General features: G+C 73.8%; 22 protein-coding genes. 1 reads left to right on the top strand and 21 read right to left on the bottom strand.

Going from position 1 to position 19467, the window contains the following annotated elements:
- Nucleotides 1–26 precede the first annotated feature (26 nt).
- Complete coding sequence (locus ACPYO4_RS14925; protein ID WP_425710045.1) at nucleotides 27–1280, top strand: DUF222 domain-containing protein; 1254 nt, start codon at nucleotides 27–29, stop codon at nucleotides 1278–1280.
- A 269-nt stretch (nucleotides 1281–1549) separates the two neighbouring features.
- On the opposite strand, the gene ACPYO4_RS14920 is transcribed toward ACPYO4_RS14925, so the two are convergent.
- From ACPYO4_RS14920 to ACPYO4_RS14820, 21 genes are all read right to left on the bottom strand, one after another.
- Nucleotides 1550–2512 (bottom strand): tyrosine recombinase XerC, encoded by a 963-nt coding sequence (locus ACPYO4_RS14920; RefSeq protein ID WP_425710044.1) that lies wholly within the window; start codon nucleotides 2510–2512, stop codon nucleotides 1550–1552.
- Between the two features lie 146 nt (nucleotides 2513–2658).
- Nucleotides 2659–3948 carry a DNA-processing protein DprA gene (gene dprA / locus ACPYO4_RS14915; protein WP_425710043.1) on the bottom strand — a complete coding sequence of 430 codons (1290 nt, stop codon included), beginning with the start codon at nucleotides 3946–3948 and terminating at the stop codon, nucleotides 2659–2661.
- On the bottom strand, nucleotides 3941–5494 hold the full coding sequence (locus ACPYO4_RS14910; protein ID WP_425710042.1) for a YifB family Mg chelatase-like AAA ATPase: 1554 nt from the start codon (nucleotides 5492–5494) through the stop codon (nucleotides 3941–3943). The genes dprA and ACPYO4_RS14910 overlap by 8 nt, the downstream gene beginning before the upstream one ends.
- On the bottom strand, nucleotides 5494–5985 hold the full coding sequence (locus ACPYO4_RS14905) for a YraN family protein (RefSeq protein WP_425710041.1): 492 nt from the start codon (nucleotides 5983–5985) through the stop codon (nucleotides 5494–5496). Before ACPYO4_RS14905 ends, ACPYO4_RS14910 begins: the two co-directional genes overlap by 1 nt.
- Before the next feature lie 248 nt (nucleotides 5986–6233).
- Entirely contained in the window at nucleotides 6234–6536 is a 303-nt protein-coding gene (locus ACPYO4_RS14900; protein ID WP_425710040.1) for a DUF2469 domain-containing protein, read from the bottom strand.
- 7 nt (nucleotides 6537–6543) lie between these two features.
- Nucleotides 6544–7404, bottom strand: coding sequence for a ribonuclease HII (locus tag ACPYO4_RS14895; protein WP_425710039.1), 861 nt, complete (start codon nucleotides 7402–7404; stop codon nucleotides 6544–6546).
- Nucleotides 7401–8222, bottom strand: a complete 822-nt coding sequence (lepB, locus tag ACPYO4_RS14890; RefSeq protein ID WP_425710038.1) for a signal peptidase I — start codon at nucleotides 8220–8222, stop codon at nucleotides 7401–7403. The genes ACPYO4_RS14895 and lepB overlap by 4 nt, the downstream gene beginning before the upstream one ends.
- A 161-nt stretch (nucleotides 8223–8383) precedes the next feature.
- Entirely contained in the window at nucleotides 8384–8734 is a 351-nt protein-coding gene (gene rplS, locus ACPYO4_RS14885; RefSeq protein ID WP_425710037.1) for a 50S ribosomal protein L19, read from the bottom strand.
- Nucleotides 8735–8920: 186 nt separating this feature from the next.
- The gene (gene trmD, locus ACPYO4_RS14880; protein WP_425710036.1) at nucleotides 8921–10270 is read right to left on the bottom strand and encodes a tRNA (guanosine(37)-N1)-methyltransferase TrmD; all 1350 of its coding nucleotides are present in this window, start codon (nucleotides 10268–10270) and stop codon (nucleotides 8921–8923) included.
- Nucleotide 10271: 1 nt separating this feature from the next.
- Nucleotides 10272–10859, bottom strand: a complete 588-nt coding sequence (gene rimM, locus ACPYO4_RS14875; protein ID WP_425710035.1) for a ribosome maturation factor RimM — start codon at nucleotides 10857–10859, stop codon at nucleotides 10272–10274.
- A 106-nt stretch (nucleotides 10860–10965) separates the two neighbouring features.
- A complete protein-coding gene (locus ACPYO4_RS14870; RefSeq protein WP_425710034.1) occupies nucleotides 10966–11205 on the bottom strand; it encodes an RNA-binding protein in 240 nt (79 codons plus the stop codon).
- A 1-nt stretch (nucleotide 11206) separates the two neighbouring features.
- On the bottom strand, nucleotides 11207–11716 hold the full coding sequence (gene rpsP, locus ACPYO4_RS14865; RefSeq protein ID WP_425710033.1) for a 30S ribosomal protein S16: 510 nt from the start codon (nucleotides 11714–11716) through the stop codon (nucleotides 11207–11209).
- 221 nt (nucleotides 11717–11937) lie between these two features.
- Nucleotides 11938–12705 (bottom strand): hypothetical protein, encoded by a 768-nt coding sequence (locus ACPYO4_RS14860; RefSeq protein WP_425710032.1) that lies wholly within the window; start codon nucleotides 12703–12705, stop codon nucleotides 11938–11940.
- Nucleotides 12702–13586, bottom strand: a complete 885-nt coding sequence (locus tag ACPYO4_RS14855; RefSeq protein WP_425710031.1) for an ATP-binding cassette domain-containing protein — start codon at nucleotides 13584–13586, stop codon at nucleotides 12702–12704. The genes ACPYO4_RS14860 and ACPYO4_RS14855 overlap by 4 nt, the downstream gene beginning before the upstream one ends.
- Before the next feature lie 32 nt (nucleotides 13587–13618).
- Nucleotides 13619–14485, bottom strand: coding sequence for a hypothetical protein (locus ACPYO4_RS14850; protein WP_425710030.1), 867 nt, complete (start codon nucleotides 14483–14485; stop codon nucleotides 13619–13621).
- Nucleotides 14482–15363, bottom strand: coding sequence for an ATP-binding cassette domain-containing protein (locus ACPYO4_RS14845; protein ID WP_425710029.1), 882 nt, complete (start codon nucleotides 15361–15363; stop codon nucleotides 14482–14484). Before ACPYO4_RS14845 ends, ACPYO4_RS14850 begins: the two co-directional genes overlap by 4 nt.
- A gap of 102 nt (nucleotides 15364–15465) precedes the next feature.
- Nucleotides 15466–16278, bottom strand: a complete 813-nt coding sequence (locus tag ACPYO4_RS14840) for an ABC transporter permease (RefSeq protein ID WP_425710028.1) — start codon at nucleotides 16276–16278, stop codon at nucleotides 15466–15468.
- Nucleotides 16275–17282 carry an ABC transporter ATP-binding protein gene (locus ACPYO4_RS14835; RefSeq protein ID WP_425710027.1) on the bottom strand — a complete coding sequence of 336 codons (1008 nt, stop codon included), beginning with the start codon at nucleotides 17280–17282 and terminating at the stop codon, nucleotides 16275–16277. The genes ACPYO4_RS14840 and ACPYO4_RS14835 overlap by 4 nt, the downstream gene beginning before the upstream one ends.
- A gap of 118 nt (nucleotides 17283–17400) precedes the next feature.
- Nucleotides 17401–18177: a hypothetical protein gene (locus ACPYO4_RS14830; RefSeq protein WP_425710026.1), complete on the bottom strand. Its 777-nt coding sequence runs from the start codon at nucleotides 18175–18177 to the stop codon at nucleotides 17401–17403.
- Nucleotides 18174–19049, bottom strand: coding sequence for an ATP-binding cassette domain-containing protein (locus ACPYO4_RS14825; RefSeq protein ID WP_425710025.1), 876 nt, complete (start codon nucleotides 19047–19049; stop codon nucleotides 18174–18176). Before ACPYO4_RS14825 ends, ACPYO4_RS14830 begins: the two co-directional genes overlap by 4 nt.
- Complete coding sequence (locus ACPYO4_RS14820) at nucleotides 19046–19402, bottom strand: GntR family transcriptional regulator (protein ID WP_425710024.1); 357 nt, start codon at nucleotides 19400–19402, stop codon at nucleotides 19046–19048. Before ACPYO4_RS14820 ends, ACPYO4_RS14825 begins: the two co-directional genes overlap by 4 nt.
- Nucleotides 19403–19467: the final 65 nt, after the last annotated feature.

The following is a 19467-nucleotide window of genomic DNA, read 5'->3' as shown; positions in this document are numbered from 1 at the left end:
CCGCACGCTCCGGACTCTCCTTGGTCATGGTCACAGCATGTTCTCCTTCGAACGCTGACCCCACCCCTTACACAAACCATCTGACACGCCCGGCGTGGAAGGTTCGGGCCGACCCGGTCGGAGCTGACAAGGCCTGGCGGCAGGACGATGCCCGCGAAGAACTGACCATCGCCCCGACCACGGGTGGGTATCACCTCACGGGGTGGCTCGACGAGCTGTCCGGGCAGGTCGTGACCACCGCCCTGACCGCTCACGCCGGCCGCAAGGGCGCCGAGGACGACCGCACCCCGGCCCAACGCCGCGCCGGCGCACTGGTCGCCCTGGCCCACGAGTGCCTCGACCGAGGTGAGCAGCAGGCCAACGCGCGGGTCCGTCCGCACGTGACGATCACCGCCACCCTGGACACCCTCACCGCCCTCACCAAAGCGACCGGGTCCGTGATCCCACCCGCCTCGGCGACCGCCGGCTGGCTGGCCACCCACGACCTCACCCCCAACCACGGCCAGGCCCATGCGGGACTACCCGCCGGGCAGATCGTCGCCCCGATCACCGCCGAGCAGACCCTGACCGCCCCCGGCGGACCCCGCGACCCCCACACCACCACCCGCACCCACACCACCACCCGCCCCCACACCACCACCCGCACCCACGCCGGTGCAGCGTTCGGTATCGACGCCACCTTCGGGCTGGTGGACGAGCGTGGCAGCACCCCCGACGGGTCGGCGAGCCAGGATGGGTCGGGGATCTTCGACCTGTCCGAGACGGCACGGCAGTGGCTGACCGACTGGCAGCCCGGTGAGGATCACGTGATCTCGGCCGCGATCGACCCCCGCGTGATGGACGGCATCCAACCCGCCACCTTCGAGGACGGGACCCCCATCCCGCACGCGATGCTCGCCCGACTGGCCTGCGACAGCGCACTGATGCGCGTCATCTTCGGCCCGGAATCCACAGTCCTCGACGTCGGACGAGACAAACGGATCTTCCCCGCGAACATGACCCGGGCCATCCACGCCCGCGACCAACACTGCCAATACCCCGACTGCGACGAACCACCCGGATTCGGCGAGATCCACCACTCCCTGCACTGGTACAAGGACCACGGCCCCACCAGCATCGAGCACGGCATCCTGCTGTGCTGGCACCACCACGACCTCATCCACACCCGCAACATCACCATCACCCGCCGCACCGGCCACTGGCACTTCCACGACCAACACGGCCGACCCATCACCAGCCGGACACCCACCGGCCGCGACGAGCCGCACCAACGCGAATAAAGGCTCGCCGCCGTCTACGCAGTTGTCCGCCCACGACACCAGCCCGGACATGGGTGCAGGGCACGCGGTCCGGACCGACGGGCTGGAAGGCTGCGAGGCTGCGAGGCTGCGAGGCTGCGAGGCTGCGAGGCTGCGAGGCTGCGAGGCTGCGAGGAAGCAAAGCGAGCACCGACGTCGGCCCCCGGCACCTCTGGCGCGTCGGTCGCGAGTGCTCGCGCGCGAGCTGCTCGCCCCCCCTGGTGGATCCACACCTACTCGTGGATCGGTAGCTACGCGCGCGGGTGAGCCTGGGAGAAGACCGACCGGAGCCGCTCCGGGCTCACATGGGTGTACCGCTGCGTCGTGGCGAGCGAGGAGTGCCCGAGGATCTCCTGCACGGACCGCAGGTCCGAACCACCGGCAAGCAGATGCGTGGCGGCCGAGTGCCGAAGGCCGTGCGGGGCGAGGTCCGCCACGCCGGCGAGCGCCGTCGCCCGGTGAAGCATCCCGCGGACCGTGCGGGCATCGATCCTGCCGCCACGGACACCGACGAGAAGTGCTCGCTCGCCGGCTCGCACCGGTAGGGCCGGCCTGCCGTCCCCCAACCACCGTTGAATCGCCTCCGCCGCCGGCACCCCCAGCGGGACCACTCGCTCCTTGTCCCCCTTGCCGATCACGCGAACCGTGTGCTCGGCCAGGTCGACGTCGCCCACGTCCAGAGACACGAGCTCGCCGACCCGCAGACCCGTGGCGTACAGCAGCTCGAGGGCCGCATGGTCGCGCAGGTGTGTGGCGTCGCCGTCGGCGGCACGCTCCTCGGCCGAGCTCAGGAGACGCTCGACGGCGTCCACCCCCAGCACCGTCGGCAGGTGCTGATCCGGCCGGGGCGAGCGCAGTCGCTGGGCCGGATCCACCTCGACCCGCCCGGAGCGGGCGAGCCACGCTCCGAAGGACCGCACGGCCGCGGCACGCCGGGCGAGCGTCGATCGGGCGAGTCCCTCGGAGCTCTGCTGGGCGAGCCACGACCGGAGCCCCGCCAGGCTGAGCGCCGAGACATCGACGTCGGAATCGTCGTCGGAGTGCCCGAGGTGTGCGAGAAGCGTGGTGACGTCACCGAGGTAGGCGCGCACGGTGTGCGCGGACAGCCCACGCTCACGACCGAGGTGACGTTCGAAGCCCGCCAGGAGCTCCGCCCGAGTCACGCCCGGTGCAGATGTACCGACGCAGTCCGCACCCGCGTTCGTCCCGGTCATGGCACGCAGGCTACGCGTGCCGCCGGAGTTCCGCACCGGCTCCTCGACCGGCGACCGGCAGGCCGGAGCACCCCTCGGGACGCCCGTCGAACCTCGACCCTCCACCGCCGCCACCCAGACCGGCGACCTGCCGGACAGGCCGCCCCTCAGGACGCCCGCCGAACCTCGACCCTGCGCCACCGCTCCCCCACGTGCTCGACGCGGCCGGTGAGCTCGAGCAGGCCCAGTGCTGAGCGCACGGACCTCGCATCGAGCCCGGCGTTGCGCATGATCGACGCCTCCTGCGCGGCACGGACCGCCGGCAGGGCGTCGAGCACCCGCGCGCACACCGGGTCGAGCCCGTCGAGCAGACCGGGACCGGCGCCACCGCCGGGCCCTGCGTCGCCACCGTCATCCGCACCACCCTCGGCACCGCTCCGCCCACGTCCACCGACCGACTCGGGTCGGGTCACGGCCGCACCACCGCCACCGCCGCGCTCGATGCTCGCCCCGATGGGCAGGGCGAGCTCGACGAGCTCCTCGGCGGTCGTCACGCACATCGCACCCTGATCGCGCATGAGTCGGTGGCACCCGGCCGACGCCATCGACGTCACCGGCCCCGGCACCGCGCCCAGCGGCCGACCCATCGCTGCCGCATGCCGTGCCGTGGACAACGCGCCCGACCTCAGCGCGGCCTCGACCACGAGCGTCGCCCCGGACATCGCTGCGATGAGTCGGTTGCGGGACAAGAACCGGTGCCGCGCCGGGTTCGAGCCGGGTGGGGCCTCGGCGACCACTGCGCCGTCCTCGAGCAGCCGCCCGAGCATCTCCGCGCTCCCTTGCGGGTAGAAGCGATCGGCCCCGCCCGCCATCACGCCGATGGACCGACCGCCGACGACGAGCGCCCCGCGGTGCGCGGCGGTGTCGATGCCGTACGCACCTCCCGACACCACGACGAGCCCCGCCTCCGCCGCCCCCGCGGACAGCTCGGCGCCCACCGTCATCCCGTACGGCGTCGACGCACGTGAACCGACCACCGACACGGCGCGGGCGCCGAGCGCATCCCGGCGGCCACGCCCCCACAGCCCCGGCGGTGCGTCCTCCCCGAGGTCGTCGAGGCCGGCCGCCCAACCCGGGCCACCCGGGACGGCGAACCAGCCGCCGAGATGCTCGATCGCGTCCAGATCACGCTCGGGAGCGAGATGCTCGACCCGCGGCGCCCACCTCGAGACCGATGTCGCGAGGGTGCCCCGACCGACCTCGACGCCCGCGGGAACGGCGGGCAGGACGGTTCCGGCGACCGCGCGCCGCACCCAGGCAAGAGCCTCGGCCGCCCCGAGCGCGGTGATCAGCCGGTGGGCCTGCGGATCGGCCCCCTCCACGAGCCGCGTCCACGCCGCCGCGGCCACCAGCTCCTCCGAGCGCCCAGGCGCACCCTTACCTCCGCGTTCACCCACGACCGACCCCCTCCGTCCTCATCATCGTGGCCTCCCCGACGTGCAGACCGGTCGGGGACGTGCTCCCTGCCAGGTCCGCGATCGACCACGCGACGCGCAGCACCCGATCCATCCCGCGCATCGTCAGCTTTCCCGTGTCGACGGCGTGGGCGACCGTCGCCACGGCGCTGCGTCCCGTGCGCTCGCGCAGCCAGGAACCCGGCACCTCGGCGTTCGTCGACCAGCGCGTGCCCGCGAGTCGCTCGGCGGCCGCAGCCCGGGCGGAGGCGACACGGGCGGCGACGACCGCGGTCGGCTCGCTCGGGTCCTGCACCGCGGCGGCAGCGCGGGACACGCTCTTGACCCTGACCTGCAGGTCCACCCGGTCGAGCAGCGGGCCGGAGAGCCGCGCGAGGTAACGGGACCGTACGGCGCTCGAGCAGGTGCAGAGCGCGCCGTCCCGGTCGGCGTACCCGCACGGGCACGGGTTGGCGGTGAGCACGAGCTGGAAGCGCGCAGGGAACCGCGCGGATCCCGCCGCCCGGTGCAGCACGATCTCCCCGGACTCCAGGGGCTGGCGCAGCGTGTCGAGCACGCGGGTGGGGAACTCCGGGCTCTCGTCGAGCAGGAGCACCCCGCGATGGGCGCGAGACGCGGCACCCGGCCGCGGCAGACCGGAACCGCCCCCGACGACGGCGACCGCGGTGGCCGTGTGGTGCGGCTCCTCGAACGGCGGCCGGCGCACGAGCGAGTCGCCGGAGTACGTGCCCGCCACGGAGTGCACGGTCGTCACCTCGAGAGCCGCGTCGTCGTCGAGGTCGGGCAGCAGTCCGGGCAGCCGGGCGGCGAGCATCGACTTGCCGGCGCCCGGTGGCCCGAGGAGCAGGAGATGGTGCCCACCTGCCGCGGCGACCTCGAGCGCCCGCCGCGCGGCGGACTGACCCAGCACGTCGACGAGATCCGGCTCGGGTCTCGCCGCATCTCCGGCCGCGTCGGCCTTCCGCCCGGCACCGACGCCAGCCCCCGCGCCGGCCGGGAGCACGGGGCGGCGCGCTTCGCCACCCAGGGCGACGACGACGTCGGCCAGGTGCTCGACCGCCCGCACCGTCATACCGCTCACCAGGCGCGCCTCCGGGGCGTTCCCGGCGGGGACGACGACCTCGGTGAGGCCGCTGTCCCGTGCGGCGAGGACGGCGGGCAGGACGCCGCGGACGGGCTGGACGCGTCCGTCGAGGCCCAGCTCGCCCAGGAACATGCGCGGACGGCGGTCCTCGATGTCCCCCGCGGCTGCGAGCACGCTGACCGCGAGCGCCAGGTCGAGTCCGGTCCCGTGCTTATGCAGGGAGGCGGGCGCGAGGTTGACGGTCGTCCGCGACGGGCGCCACGGGCGGCCGCACGAGGACAGAGCCGCCCGGACACGTTCACGTGCCTCGGAGACGGCCGTGTCCGGGAGTCCGACGATCGTGAAGGCGGGCAGGCCGTCGGCGATGTGCGCCTCGACGTCGACGACGTGACCGGTCGTTCCCACCAGGGCAACCGCCCGCGCCCGCCCGAGGGCGGCCCCCATCAGGCGACCGACCTGAGGTGCGTGACGACCGGTCCGACGTCGCGTACGAGGACGCCGACGACGTCGATCCGGATCCGTGCGCTCCGGACGGCCTCGGGCCCTGCCTCCCGGTCCCAGGGCCGATCGCCGACCGCCCGGGCGACGACCCACGCGCGGGCGAGCCGGCGCAGCCTCGCGGCCTTGACGCGGGTCACGGCCTCGACGGGGTCGCCGAACGCCGCGCTGCGCCGCGTCTTGACCTCGACAGCGACCCAGGAGCCCTCCTCGTCGTCCCACGCCACGAGGTCGAGCTCGCCGTCGCGCACCCGCCAGTTGCGCTCCACCACGGCGATCCCGAGGGACTCCAGGTGCTGCTCCGCCACCCGCTCGCCCCAGGTGCCGAGCGCCAGCCGCCCGGCGGCGGACGGCGGCACCGCCCCCGGGGACGTGCGCGCGTCGGCATGCGTGCTCGGCGTCCCCTCGACCTGATTCGTGCCCGTGCCGTTCGGCATCTCGACCACCTCCGCCACCCACCCAAGGCGAGACGTCGGTCAGGCGGGGCACGTCGTCGTCGGGGCTGTGGACGGACCTGCCACAGGGTGCCCTGTGGGGACCGCGTGGAGCTCCTGGCAGCGCGGCAGCGGGGCGATGCCGCGCCGCAGCGCGGAGATGCAGCGCGGCAGCGCGGAGATGCAGCGCGGCAGCGGGGCGGCGATGCCCCGGCCGATCGCGACGGGCGCCGGCAGAGCGGCGCCCACGGCTACGGGAGCTTGATGTCCGCCTGGTTGAGCTCCTCGACGTTGACGTCCTTGAACGTCACCACGCGCACGTTCTTGACGAAACGTGCCGACCGGTAGACGTCCCAGACCCACGCGTCGGCGAGGTTGAGCTCGAAGAACACGTCGCCGCCGGCGTTGCGCACCTGGACGTCGACGCTGTTGCACAGGTAGAAGCGGCGCTCCGTCTCGACGACGTACGTGAAGAGGTTCACGACGTCGCGGTACTCGCGGTACAGGCCGAGCTCGAGCTCGGTCTCGTAGTTCTCCAGGTCCTCGGCACTCACCGCCCCATCATGCACCCCGACGGGTGGGAAGCCGCCACGAGCGCCGGTGCCAGTCGCTGGGGCCGACGTCGGCGAGCGCCGCGAGGTGACGGGCGGAGCCGTAACCCTTGTTGCCGGCCAGCCCGAAGACCTCGAGCTCCGGCCGGAGCGCCGCCTCGACCATGAGCGCGTCGCGCTCGACCTTGGCCAGCACGCTCGCCCCGGACACCGACGCGCACCGCATATCACCCTTGACCTCGCAGAGCACGGGGACGTCCCAGGCCCGCGGGGAGTCACCGGGCGGCGGCACGACGTCGTCGCTCACCAGGGCGAGCAGGTCCGCCACCGGCTCGGCGAGCCAGTCGTGCGCGCCGTCGAGGATCGTCGCCCCGGCGACGAGACCGGCGGCGGCGAGCTCGCTCCGCACGACGGCCAGCGCCCGACGGGCGGCCAACCGCTGAGCGGCCAGGATGCCGAGCGAGTCGATCTCGGCGGGCGACGCGTGGCCCACGGCCCAGGCTGCCGACCACTGCCGCACCGGCTCCACGAGGGCCTCCCGCGCGGCGGGGCGCAGCATCTTGGAGTCGGTGAGCCCGACGGGCATCTCGCCGACCGCCCGCCCGACGGCGCAGACGCCGATCGTCACTGGACCGGCCAGCGCACCGCGACCCACCTCGTCGACGCCGAGCACCACCGCGTCGTCGGGCAGGTCGGCGAGAAGCTCGCGCTCGCGGCTCAGATCCGGGCCGGGCCGGGCGGAACGGGACGTCCCGCCGGGCCGGGCGGAACGGGACGACCCGCCGGGCTGCGCGGTACGGGACGACCCGCCGGTCCGGGCGGAACGGGACGCCGGACCGGGCCCGTCTGCTGCGCTCGGGGACGTGCTCACGGTGCGGGGACGTCCTCGAACGTCTCCTCCGGGTCGGAGTGCCAGGTGACGTTGCTCAGCGGCCACACGGTGGCGAAGGCGGTGCCCACCACGTTGTCGATCGGGATGAACCCGCCCCCGGGGCCGCCCATGTGAGCGCGGGAGTCCGCCGAGTTGTCCCGGTTGTCGCCCATCACCCACAAGTGCCCCTCGGGCACGACGACCTCGAACTCGAGGCTGGACGGGTTCGCCCCCGGCGCGAGGTACGGCTCGTCGACGGGCTCGCCGTTGACCATGAGACGGCCGTCGGCGTCGCAGCAGGTCACGGTGTCGCCCGGCAGCCCGACGGCCCGCTTGATGAGGTGCTGCCCCGCGTCCTGCGGCAGGATCCCGACGAACGTCAGCGAATCGGTGACCGCCCGCCGGACCGGGTTGGTGGACTGCTCCGGCTCCTCCTCGAGCCAGCCGCCCGGGTCGAGGAACACGACGATGTCGCCGCGCTCGAGATCGAACGGCCCGGGGGTCAGCTTGCTCACCATCACCCGGTCGCCGACCTCGAGGGTCTCCTCCATCGATCCCGACGGGATGTAGAAGGCCTGCACGAGGAACGTCTTGATGAGGACGGACAGCACGAGCGCACATACGACGACGATGGCCGTCTCCCGCAGCCACGCACCGACGCCGCCCCGCCGGGCCGACCTGCCGGTGCCGCGCCTGCGCGGGGCCTCGTCGTCCACCGGCCCGTCGTCCACCGGCCCGTCGCCCGTCGGCCCGTCGGTCGTCGGCCCGTCGGTCTCCGAGGGGGTCGGTGCGCTCGGGGGCGTGAGCGACTCGGTCATGCGTCCTCCTCGGTACGGCCGGCCGGGATGCCCGCACGCTGGGCGGTCCCGCCGCCGTCGATCCTCACGTTATCCCGCGCGCAGCGACGCCCGGCGGACATTCCGTCCGCCGGGCGTCGCTCCGGATCGTCCCGCCGGGTACTCCGGGGGCCGACGCGGACTCAGGTGTTGTCGCGCTTCTCGCGGATCTTGGCGGCCTTGCCGCGCAGCTCGCGCAGGTAGTACAGCTTGGCGCGGCGGACGTCACCGCGGGAGACGCGCTCGATGGAGTCGATCGACGGGGCGTGCACGGGGAACGTGCGCTCGACGCCGACGCCGAAGCTCACCTTGCGGACCGTGAAGGTCTCGCGGACGCCCTGGCCCTGGCGGGCGATGACTGCGCCCTGGAAGACCTGGACGCGGGACCGGGTGCCCTCGACGACCTTGACGTTGACCTTGACGGTGTCGCCCGCCCGGAACTCGGGGATGTCGGTGCGGATCGACGCGTTGTCGATGAAGTCCAGGGTCTGCATGAGCTTCTCTCCTTCGCCCGTGCGCGCAGGTCACGGCCGGCTGGTCGGCGCGTCGCGCCGTGTCGGTTCGGGTGCCTGCTCGGGCCAGGACCCCCTGCGGCAGGTCGGTGGCCGCGGCTGTGCCGCGCAAGCCGGTCCATCCTGCCACAACCCGGCGCCCACCCCCAGGGCGGGCGCCGCACCCGCTCACGTGAGGTCGCGCACCATGACGACGTCGTCGTGCACCTGGTCGCCGACCCGGAACCGTCGCGGGCCGACGACGACGAACCCCGCGCGCTCGTAGGCCTTCCGGGCACGGCGGTTGCGCGCATTCGTGCCGAGCCACAGCGCACGCACCGGAGAGCCGTCGACCTCCGAGGCCGCGGCGGCGGACGCCGCTGCCTCCAGCAGGATGCGGCCCAGGCCGGAGCCCAGCATCTCGGCCGCGACGTAGATCTTCGACAGCTCGGCGGCCGGGCGCGCGGTGACGAGGCCGGCGACGTCGTCCGCGTACGGCGGGTCCTCGGCCCGGGCGGGCAGGTGGGTGAGCGTGTAGCCGACCACCGTGCCGGCGCCCTCACCGCCCGTCGCGGCGACCTGGAGGATCGCGGTGGCAGAGGCGGCGTGGTCGCGCATGCGCTCGGCCGTGAGGTGCTCGGCGACGAAGGCGTCGATGTCGGCCTGCGCGGTGCCCGGCGGGCAGGCGAGCGCGAAGGTGTCGGCGGCGAGGGTGGCGACCGCCTCGGCGTCGTCCGTGGTGGCGGCACGGACGGTGACGGGCACGGGGTGGGCGGCGCCGTCCGGGACCACCCGGCCGAGCCCCGCGAGCGTGCGGCGGTCGGCGCGGGTGAGGCCGCCGGCGTCGAGCGCGTCGATCAGCTCGGGACGGCGCTCGGCGGTCCGCTCGAGCGAGCGTTCCCGCCGCCATGCCGCCGCGGCCCCGTGGTCGCCGGACGTGAGGACGCCGGGGATCTGAAGGCCGCGCCAGCTCGTGGGCCGCGTGTAGACGGGGTACTCGAGCGTGCCGTCGCCGGCGTGGGACTCCTCGGTCAGCGACCCGGGGTTCCCGACGACGCCGGGCAACAGCCGCACGACGCCCTCGACGAGCGCGAGCGCGGCCACCTCCCCGCCGTTGAGGACGTAGTCGCCGAGGGAGTACTCGAGCACGCGCACGTCCGGGCGCTCCCGGTAGTGCTCGGCGACCCGGCCGTCGATGCCCTCGTACCGGCCGCACGCGATCACCAGCGGCTCGCCGGCGGCGGCCAGCTCCTCGAGGGTGGCCTGCGTGAGCGGGGTGCCCGCGGGCGCCGGGATCGCGAGCACGCCGCCGCCGGCGAGCAGCGGGTCCAGCGCGTCGCCCCAGACGTCGGCGCGCATGACCATCCCCGCTCCCCCGCCGGCGGGCGTGTCGTCGACGGTGCGGTGGCGGTCGGTGGTGACGTCGCGCAGGTCATGGACCCGGAGGTCGACGAGCCCGTCACGGCGGGCCCTCCCGATGAGGCTGAGGTCGAGCGGTGCGAGGTAGTCGGGAAAGATCGTCACGACGTCGATGCGCACGTCAGTCGCCCGTCGTCCCCGGGGCGGCGCCTCGGCCCGTGTCCGCGGCGCCGTCGGCGGGCGAGGCTGAGTCGTCGGGCAGGGGGTCGCCGGCGAGCAGGCCGCGCGGCGGGTCGATGACGACCCTGCCCGCGGCGACGTCGACGACCGGGACGAGGGCGCGCACGAACGGCACCGGGGTGGTGGGGCCGCCGGCCTCGCGGACGAGCAGCAGGTCGTGCCCGGGCGCGGGCCGAAGGTCGGCGACCTCGCCGACGTGACGCCCGTCCGGGTGCTCGACGCGCAGGCCGCGCAGCTCGTGCGGGTACCAGGCGTCCTCCTCGTCGTCCTCCTCGTCGGTCTCGACGACCAGGCGGACGCCGCGCAGGGACTCGGCGGCGGTGCGGTCCTCGGCGCCGGCGAACCGGACGTAGCGGGACCCGCGATCGACGCGCACGCTCGTGATCTCGAGCGGTCCGGCGTCGGCGGGGTCGGTCTCGAGGGTGGCACCGACGACGAGGCGGCGATCGGGGTCGTCGGTGCGGACGTCGAGCCGGACCTCGCCCCCGAGCGCGTGGGGGGCGCCGACGACGGCGACGGTGAGCTGCACGGCGACTCCTTCTCGGTGGTGGGACGGCCTCGGTGGTGGGACGGCCTCGGTGCTGGAACGACGCCGGACCCGGCCCGCCTGGCGGGCCGGGTCCGGCGTCGGTCGGTCAGCGGCGGTCGGTGTCGACGACGTCGATCCGCACGGGACCCGAGGTCGACAGCGCGCCGACCACGGTGCGCAGCGCCTTGGCGGTGCGACCCTGGCGGCCGATGACGCGGCCGAGGTCGGCGGGGTTCACCCGGACCTCGAGCAGGTCGCCGCGGCGCAGCGAGCGCTCGGCGACCCGGACGTCGTCGGGGTTGTCGACGATCCCGCGCACGAGGTGCTCGAGGGCGTCGGCGAGCACGTCAGGCCTCCTCGGCCGGAGCCTCGGCCTCGGCGGCGTCCTCGGCCGGGGTCTGGTCGGCCTCGCCCGCGTCGGCGGACTCCTCGGTGCTCGCCTCGGCGGCGGCCGCGGCCTCGTCGGCGGACTTCTTGGCCGACGCGTCGGCCTTGCGCTTCTCGGCGGCGTCCTCGGCAGCCTTGACGGCCTCGGCGCGGGCGGCGGCGACAGTCTCCTCGGAGGCGTCCTTCGTCCGCAGCGTGCCCTCGGCGCCGTCAAGGCCCTTGAACTGCTGCCAGTCGCCGGTGACCTTGAGGAGGGCCGCGACCTGCTCGGTCGGCTGGGCGCCGACGCCGAGCCAGTACTGCGCGCGCTCGGAGTCGATCTGGATGAGCGAGGGCTCCTCCATCGGGTTGTAGAGGCCGATCTCCTCGATGGCCCTGCCGTCACGGCGGGTCCGCGAGTCCATGACGACCACGCGGTAGTGCGGGGAGTGGATCTTGCCGAGACGCTTGAGTCGGATCTTGACTGCCACGGGTGTGGGTGCTCCTGGTTCTGGGGTTCAGATGGGCGTGCGCGCGCGGCCGGTGGGAACACGACCGTGGTTGCTGCCCGGGACACGACCCGCGCGGGAGAGAGGGGCCCGCGCACATCGGTGTACAGCCGATCATTGTGCCAGACATCTCCCCCGCGGGCACCGGCCGAGCTCGCCGGGCAGGCGTGCCGTCGGCCACGTCCCGCGGGACCCCGGGGCCCTCAGCCGGTGCTGCGCACCGGGACGTTGCGCAGCAGGAGGCCGAGACCCACCGCGGACCCCGCCACGACCGCCGCGAGCACGCCCGCACGCAGCCCCGGCGAGCGGTCGAACGTGAGGAGTGCGTCGAAGGCGGGGCCGCCCAGGTCGTAGCCGGAGACGAGCGCGACGGTCGCCGCCACGGGCACCATGCACGGCACGAGCAGCAGGATCGCGACCAGCACCCCTCCGCCGTGGAACCGGTAGAACAACACGCCGACGAGCGATCCGGACAGCGCGGTGCCGAACACGTTGACCAGGCAGATCAGCGCGAGGAACCACCAGCCCCGTTCCCAGGGCGCGGCGCCGTCGGCGTCGCGGAAGGCGTGCTCCCAGCCGGCGACACGGAAGACGAGCGCCTCGGCCGCGACCAGGGCCGTACCGACGCCCGCCCAGACGAGGCCGGCCAGGGGCGCGGCGGCGAGGTTGCCGAGGACGACGGCCGGCCGCGTGGCCCCCTGAGGGACGAACGCGGCCACGTGCTGCCGGGCCACCGAGAGCGCGACGACGAACGGGATGCCGATGAAGATCGAGGACAGCGTGACGACGAAGGACCGGTCGACGCTGAACCACACCGACATCACGGTGAGGACGAGCGCCGAGAGCAGGACGCCGGCGCCGAGCGAGATCAGGCCGATGGAGGCGTGCGCGGTGGCCGTCCAGCCGGTGACGACGAGCCACTGCGGCCGGCGCGGCCCGGCGATCCGGGGCTGGGCGACGAGCGTGGTCATGACGGGCTCCCGGTGAGGTGGATGACGATGTCCTGCAGGCTGACGTGGGACACGCCGACCCCGCGGACGGCCAGCTCGGCGCGACGCGCGTGGTCGATCGTGCCGAGCACGGTGAGCTCGGTGGTCGGTCCCAGTGTCCTCTCGGACAGCACGGTGAGGTCGGCACTCGCCTCGCGCACGACCTCGGTGCGGCCGGTGAGGGTCGCGCCGCGTGCCCGCAGCTCCTCGGAGCCGCCGGAGTGCAGGACCCGGCCCACGTCCAGGAGCACCACGTCCTCGAGGACGTTCTCGATCTCGGAGATGAGGTGGCTCGAGATGACGATCGTGCGGGGGTGCTCGGCATAGTCGGCCACGAGCAGGTCGTAGAACTCCACCCGCGTCGGCGCGTCCATCCCCAGGTGCACCTCGTCGAACATCGTCAGCGGCGCCCGCGAGGCCAGCCCCACGACCGCACCGACCACCGACCGCTTGCCGCGCGAGAGCTGGTTCGGGTGCTCGTCGAGCCCGATCCCGAAGTGCTCGAGGAGCTCCTCCGCCCATCGCTGGTCCCAGGTCGGACGGAGCATCCCCACGAGCGAGAACGTGTCGCTGATCGACTGGTCCGGGATGACGTCGCCGGACTCGCGCACGAGGCACACGGCGGGCATGAGCGCGGCGTCGTCGAACGGGTCGCGGCCGTCGATCGTCACCCGGCCGGAGCTCGGGCGGCGGAACGCGGCCAGCAGCGACAGGGCGGTCGTCTTGCCCGAGCCGTTGCGGCCGAGCAGACCGGTGATCGTCCCGGGTCGGACGTCGAAGGTGGCGCCGTCGAGGGCGGTGGTGCGGCCGAGCCGCACACCGACGCCGTCAAGCGCGGCTCCGACGGGTCGGGGCAGGTCCATGAGGGGCCTTTCTCGGTCGGGTCCGGCGGCGGTCACAGCGGGCGCATCCGCACCGGCACCGCGCGCATGAGCAGCCACGAGCCGAGGGCGGCCAGGGCACCGACGGCGAGGAGCACCCCGAGGGGCACCGCCGGCGTCCCGTCCGCCCATCCGGGCAGGTCGAGCCGCGAGACGAGCGGGAGCGAGTCGCTCCCGGTGACCAGCCCCACGGCGACGACGGGCACGAGCGAGAGCGGGAGGGCGAGCGCGGCGCCGAGGTAGCCCAGGCCGTAGAAGGCGGCGCCGAGCAGGGTGCCCGTGAAGGTCGCTCCGAGCAGCACGGCGCAGCGCTCGAGGCCGAGGGCGAGCCAGCCGTCCGACCAGACGCCCGGCTCGGCCACGCCGTCCTCGACCCGGGCGACGTGGGCCCAGCCGGCGGCGTCGTACACGAGCGACTCCAGCCACAGGACGACCGTGCTGAGGGCGCCGGCGAGCACGACGCTCACGCAGGCGCCGACCAGCGTGCCGATCCACACCGCCCTGCGGGTCGACCCGGCGGGCACGAGGGTGTCCAGCCCGGCGAACACGGCCCACACCGGCATGCCGATGGCGAACCACACCTGGAGCTGGAAGCCGTACTGGAGATAGGACTGCCCGGGCGTTCCGGCGAGGTGCACGATGAGCACCACCACCGAGAGCACGAGCGCCGCGGCCGCCACCACGCCCAGCGCGAAGATCAGGTGGACGGCACCCAGGTTCGTCGTCGCCGCCCGCCACGGGGCGGGCACCCGTGCCGGCGTCGCGGCCGGGGTGGTGCCGGGCGTCTCGACCGGGGTGGTGCCGGGCGTCTCGACCGGGGTGGCGCTCCGGGCGCGGTGCGGGCTCGCGCCCGGAGTCTCGTCGTCGTCGTCGGGGATCATGCGGGGCTCCCGGTGAGGTGGATGACGATGTCCTGAAGGCCGACCGGCTCGACGCCGATGCCGCGGGCGGCCAGGTCGGTGCGCGCGGCGTCGTCGAGGCCGACCACGGTGAGCTCGGCGGTGGGCCCGAGCTCGCGCTCGGCGAGGACGCGGTGGTCGGCGGCGGCCGCGCGGACCACGTCGGCGCGGCCGGTGAGGCGGGCCCCCATGGACCGCAGCTCGTCCGTCGTCGTGTCGGCGACGACGCGTCCGGCGTCGAGGACGACCACGCGCTCGAGGATGTGCTCGATCTCGGAGATGAGGTGGCTCGAGACGACGATCGTGCGGGGGTGGGCCGCGTAGTCGGCGACGAGCAGGTCGTAGAACGCCACCCGGGTGGGCGCATCCATCCCCAGGTGCACCTCGTCGAACATTGTCAGCGGCGCCCGCGAGGCCAGCCCCACGACCGCCCCGACCACCGACCGCTTCCCGCGCGAGAGCTTGCCGAGGCCGCGCGTGGTCGAGACCTCGAACCGGTCGAGCAGCTCCTCCGCCCAGCGCTGGTCCCAGGCCGGGCGGAAGGACGACCACAGCTCGAGGACGTCCTTGACCTTGTCGTCGGTGTCGAAGTCGCCGGACTCACGGATGAGGCACACCGCGGCGTGCGTCGGCGCGTGCTCGAAGGGGTCCCGGCCCCCGACCATCACCCGGCCGGAGCTCGGGCGGCGGTACGAGGCCAGCAGCGACAGCGCGGTGGTCTTGCCCGATCCGTTGCGGCCGAGCAGCCCGGTGATGACGCCGGGCCGCACGTCGAACGTGGCGCCGTCCAGGGCGGCGGTTGCGCCGTAGCGCACGCCGACGTCCTGGAGCCGTGCGCCGATCGGCGGGTGGGCGGTCATGAGGACTCCTTGTCGGGTCGGGTGGGGCGGTCGGGTAGGCCGGTCGGGTCTGGCGGTCGGGTCAGGACCAGCGGGAGCGCCGCTCCCGACCCGACCGCCGGGTCAGGACCAGCGGAACAGACGCGAGGCCAGCGGGTAGAGCACGGCGACGTAGGCGACCATGACGCCGAGCTGCAGCCACGGCACGTCGGTGCCGAACCAGGCCTCGGTCATCGCCTGGCTGGCGGCGCCGAGCGGGGTGAACCGGGCGATCGACTCGACGATGTCGGGCATGATCGGCCCCGGCGTCCACAGGCCGGCGAAGAACAGCAGCGGGAAGTAGGCGAGCATCCCCAGCCCGTTCGCCGTGGACGCCTTGGCGGCGAGGGCGGCGATGAGCAGTCCGATGCCGAACGTGGCGGCGGCCCCGAGCAGGAACGCCGCGACGAGGAGGAGCGGCTGCCGGACGGGCTCGAGGTCGAAGACGATCGCCGAGAGACCCAGCGCGAGGGCCGCGGCCGCGACGAACGCGATGACGTTGACGACGACCTGGGCGATGAGGATGCCGTGCGGTCGCATCGGGGTCGCGGCCAGCCGACGCAGGACGCCGCGCTCCCGGTATCCGGCCACGTACGACGGCAGGGTGGTCAGGGCGGGCGCCGCGATCGCGGTCGCCATGATGACGGGCATGAACATCGCGATGACGAGTGCGCCGTCGTAGACGCTGCCCGGGGACTCGATCGGGTCGCGCATGCCGGGCAGGGCGAAGCCGAGCCCCACGGCGAGGACCGTCGGGAACAGCAGGGCGAAGAAGACCGAGCCGGGGTCCCGGGAGAACAGGACGAGCTCGGAGCGGACCAGGGCGGCCAGGCCGCGTGGGGCGCCGCGACGGGGCGCGGGCCTGGTCATGGGCGGGTCGTGGACGATGGCGGTCATGCGGGAACCTCCTCGGGCTCGCGCCCGGTGACGTCGACGAAGACGTCCTCGAGCGTCCGGGTGCGGGTGTTGAGCGCGGCCGGGACGATGCCCATGCCGTCGAGGGCGGCGACGACGTCCGGGAGGACGCGCGGGCCGCCGGTGACGCGCAGCGTGCTGCCGCTGCGCGTGACGCCGGTGACGCCGTCGAGCTCGCGCAGCGCCCGGACCGGGTCGGTGCGGGTGCCGGTGACGCCGGCGGTGGTGGTGACACCGGAAGGCTCGGCGTCGCGCGTCTCGTCGCCGGGAGTCACCTCGTCGAGGAACCCGGCCAGGCCGAGCGTGAGCTCGGTCTCCGCGCCGCCGGCCGCGGTGAGCTCCTCGGGCGTGCCCGTGGCCACGACGCGGCCGGCGTCGATGACGACGATCCGGTCGGCGAGCTGCTCTGCCTCGTCCATGAAGTGCGTGACGAGCAGGACGGTGACCCCGGAGTCGCGGACCTTCTCCACGAGCTTCCAGGTCTCCCGACGGCCGACCGGGTCGAGTCCCGTGGTCAGCTCGTCGAGGATGACGACGCTCGGGCTGCCCACGAGGGCGAGCGCGATCGACAGGCGCTGCTGGAGTCCCCCGGAGAGGTCGTCGAAGGCGGTGCGCCGGGAGCCGGTCAGGCCGAGCATGGCGATGAGCTCGTCGACGTCGGCGGGCTCGGGGTAGAACGCCGCGTACAGGTGCAGCGCCTCCTCGACCCGGATCTTGGCCGGGAGCTTGGACTCCTGGAGCTGGACGCCGAGGACCTGTCGGACCGCGACGGGGTCGGCCTGCGGGTCGATCCCGAGGACCCGGACCGTGCCGGAGTCGGGCCGCTGGAGGCCGGCGAGGATCTCGACGGTGGTGGTCTTGCCGGCGCCGTTCGGGCCGAGGATGCCGACGATCTCGCCGGGCTCGACGCTCAGGCTGACGTCGGCGACGGCCACCTTCTGGCCAAAGGTCTTGCGCAGGTTGGTGATCTCGATGGCGGATGACACTGGGGTCCCCTCCTTCGGGGTGCGATAGGTGCGGAGCTGGTGGGCGGTAGGTACTGGTGGGCGGTACGTGCTGGTAGGTGCCGGGCGGCGGCACGTACCGGTGGGCGGTCGCGGGCGCTCAGGCCTCGACGCCGCCGATCGGGGCACGCCGGAGCACGGCGACGACGAAGGCCGCGAGGACGAGGGTCGCGGCGCCGACGATCGGGTAGACCCAGTCCCCCAGGCCGGCGAGGTGGCCGACCGAGTCGGGCCGGCCGAGGTCGATGAGTACCTGCGCGCCGAGGACGGGCAGGAGCGCGAACGGGAGCAGGACGGTGCCGCGCAGTCCGCCGAACCGGTAGTAGCCGGCGCCGACCGCGAGCCCGGAGACGAGACCGGCGAGCACCATGAGCGTCGCGACTCCCCACGGCGCGAGCAGCCCGGACTCCCAGATGCCCTCGACGATCCCGTCGTCGTCGGTACCCATGGCGCCGTGCGCCCAGCCGAGCGCGCCGTAGATCCAGCCCTCGACGAGCAGGAGCAGGGCCATGACCAACCCGTACCCGAGCGCAACGACGACCGACGAGGCGAGCGCCCCGCGGATGAACGAGCGTCGCGTCATCCCGTTGGCCACGTAGACCGTGAGGACGGCCGCGACGACCACGGCGATCGAGAACGGGAACCACAGCATCGCGTAGGAGGCGTACTGCAGGATCGAGACCCGCACGGTGGTGAAGCGGTCGACGACGAGGGTGGCGAGGGTGACCAGGACGACGGCCCCGACCCAGAACCACGCCCCGACGACGCCGTGCACTGAGAGCATCGACGCGGCCGCGCGCACCCACTGCGGGCGGGCGCGTCGACCGACGGTGGACACGGTGGTCGGCGTGGTGAGGGTGGGGTCGGTGGAGGTCATGTCGTGCGCTCCGTGAGGTGGATGACGAGCTCCTGCAGACCGAGGCGGCCGACGGCGAGCCCCTGGTCCTCGAGCTCGCGGGCGGCGACCCGGTCGAGCCGGCCGTAGACCGCGGCCTCCTTCGTGCCGCCGAGGGTGCGCTCGGCGAGGACCTCGAGGTCGGCGACGGCGCGGTCGACCGCGTCGGCGGGGCCCGTGATGGTGACGCCACCGGCGGTGAGCTCGTCGGCCTCGCCGGCCATCCGCAGCCCGCCGCGGTCGAGGATGATCACGTGCTCGACCAGCTGCTCGATCTCGTTGATGAGGTGGCTGGACAGGACGATCGTGCGCGGGTGTTCGGCGTAGTCCGCGAGCAGCCGCTCGTAGAACAGCTGGCGCGAGGGCGCGTCCATCCCGAGGTAGACCTCGTCGAACATCGTCAGCGGCGCCCGCGAGGCGAGCCCGACCGTGGCAGCCACGGCGGAGCGCTGCCCTCGGGACAGGGCGTCGACCGACTTCTTGGGGTCGACCTCGAACGCGTCGAGCAGCTCGTCCGCGAACGCCTGGTCCCACCGGGGGCGGGTCTCGCGCAGGAACTTCACGTTGGTGCGGACCTTCTCGGTCGTGAGGAGGTCGCCGGCCTCGCGGACGAGACAGGTGCCCTCCATGAGGGTCTCGTTCTCGAAGGGGTCGGCGCCCTCGACGCGCACGCGCCCCGTTGTGGGCCGGCGCAGGGCGGCGGCGACGCCGAGCAGCGTGGACTTGCCGGCACCGTTGCGTCCGAGCAGGCCGGTGATGGCACCGGGCTCGATCGTCGCCGTGACTCCGTCGAGCGCCTGCGTGCGGCCGAGACGGACGCCGAGCTCGTCGAGCTCGACCCGGTAGCCGGTCATGACGTCGCTCCCTTGATGTGCGCGATGAGGTCGTCGGCGCCGATGCCCAGGGCCTCTGCCTCGGCGAGCACCGGGTCGAGGTGCTCGGCGAAGAACGCCTGACGCCTGCTCCTCAGCAGGGCGGCGTGCGACCCGGGGGCGACGAACATGCCGACGCCGCGCTGCTTGTACAGGATGCCCTCGTCCACCAGCAGCGCAAACGCTTTTGCGGCGGTGGCCGGGTTGATCCGGTACGTGGTCGAGAACTGGGTGGTCGACATGACCTGCTCCTCCTCCCGGAGGTTGCTCGTGAGGATCTGGCGGCGAAGGTGCTCGGCGATCTGGAGATAGATCGGCTCCGGTCCGTCGAACATGCCACCACCTCCCCATCGGTTCATTACTCGACTAATGAACCACAGAACCGATGAACCGTCAACGC

This window comes from Georgenia sp. Z1491, from assembly GCF_049856175.1.
GTDB lineage: Bacteria > Actinomycetota > Actinomycetes > Actinomycetales > Actinomycetaceae > JB111.
This window is presented reverse-complemented; position numbering and strand designations above follow the sequence as displayed.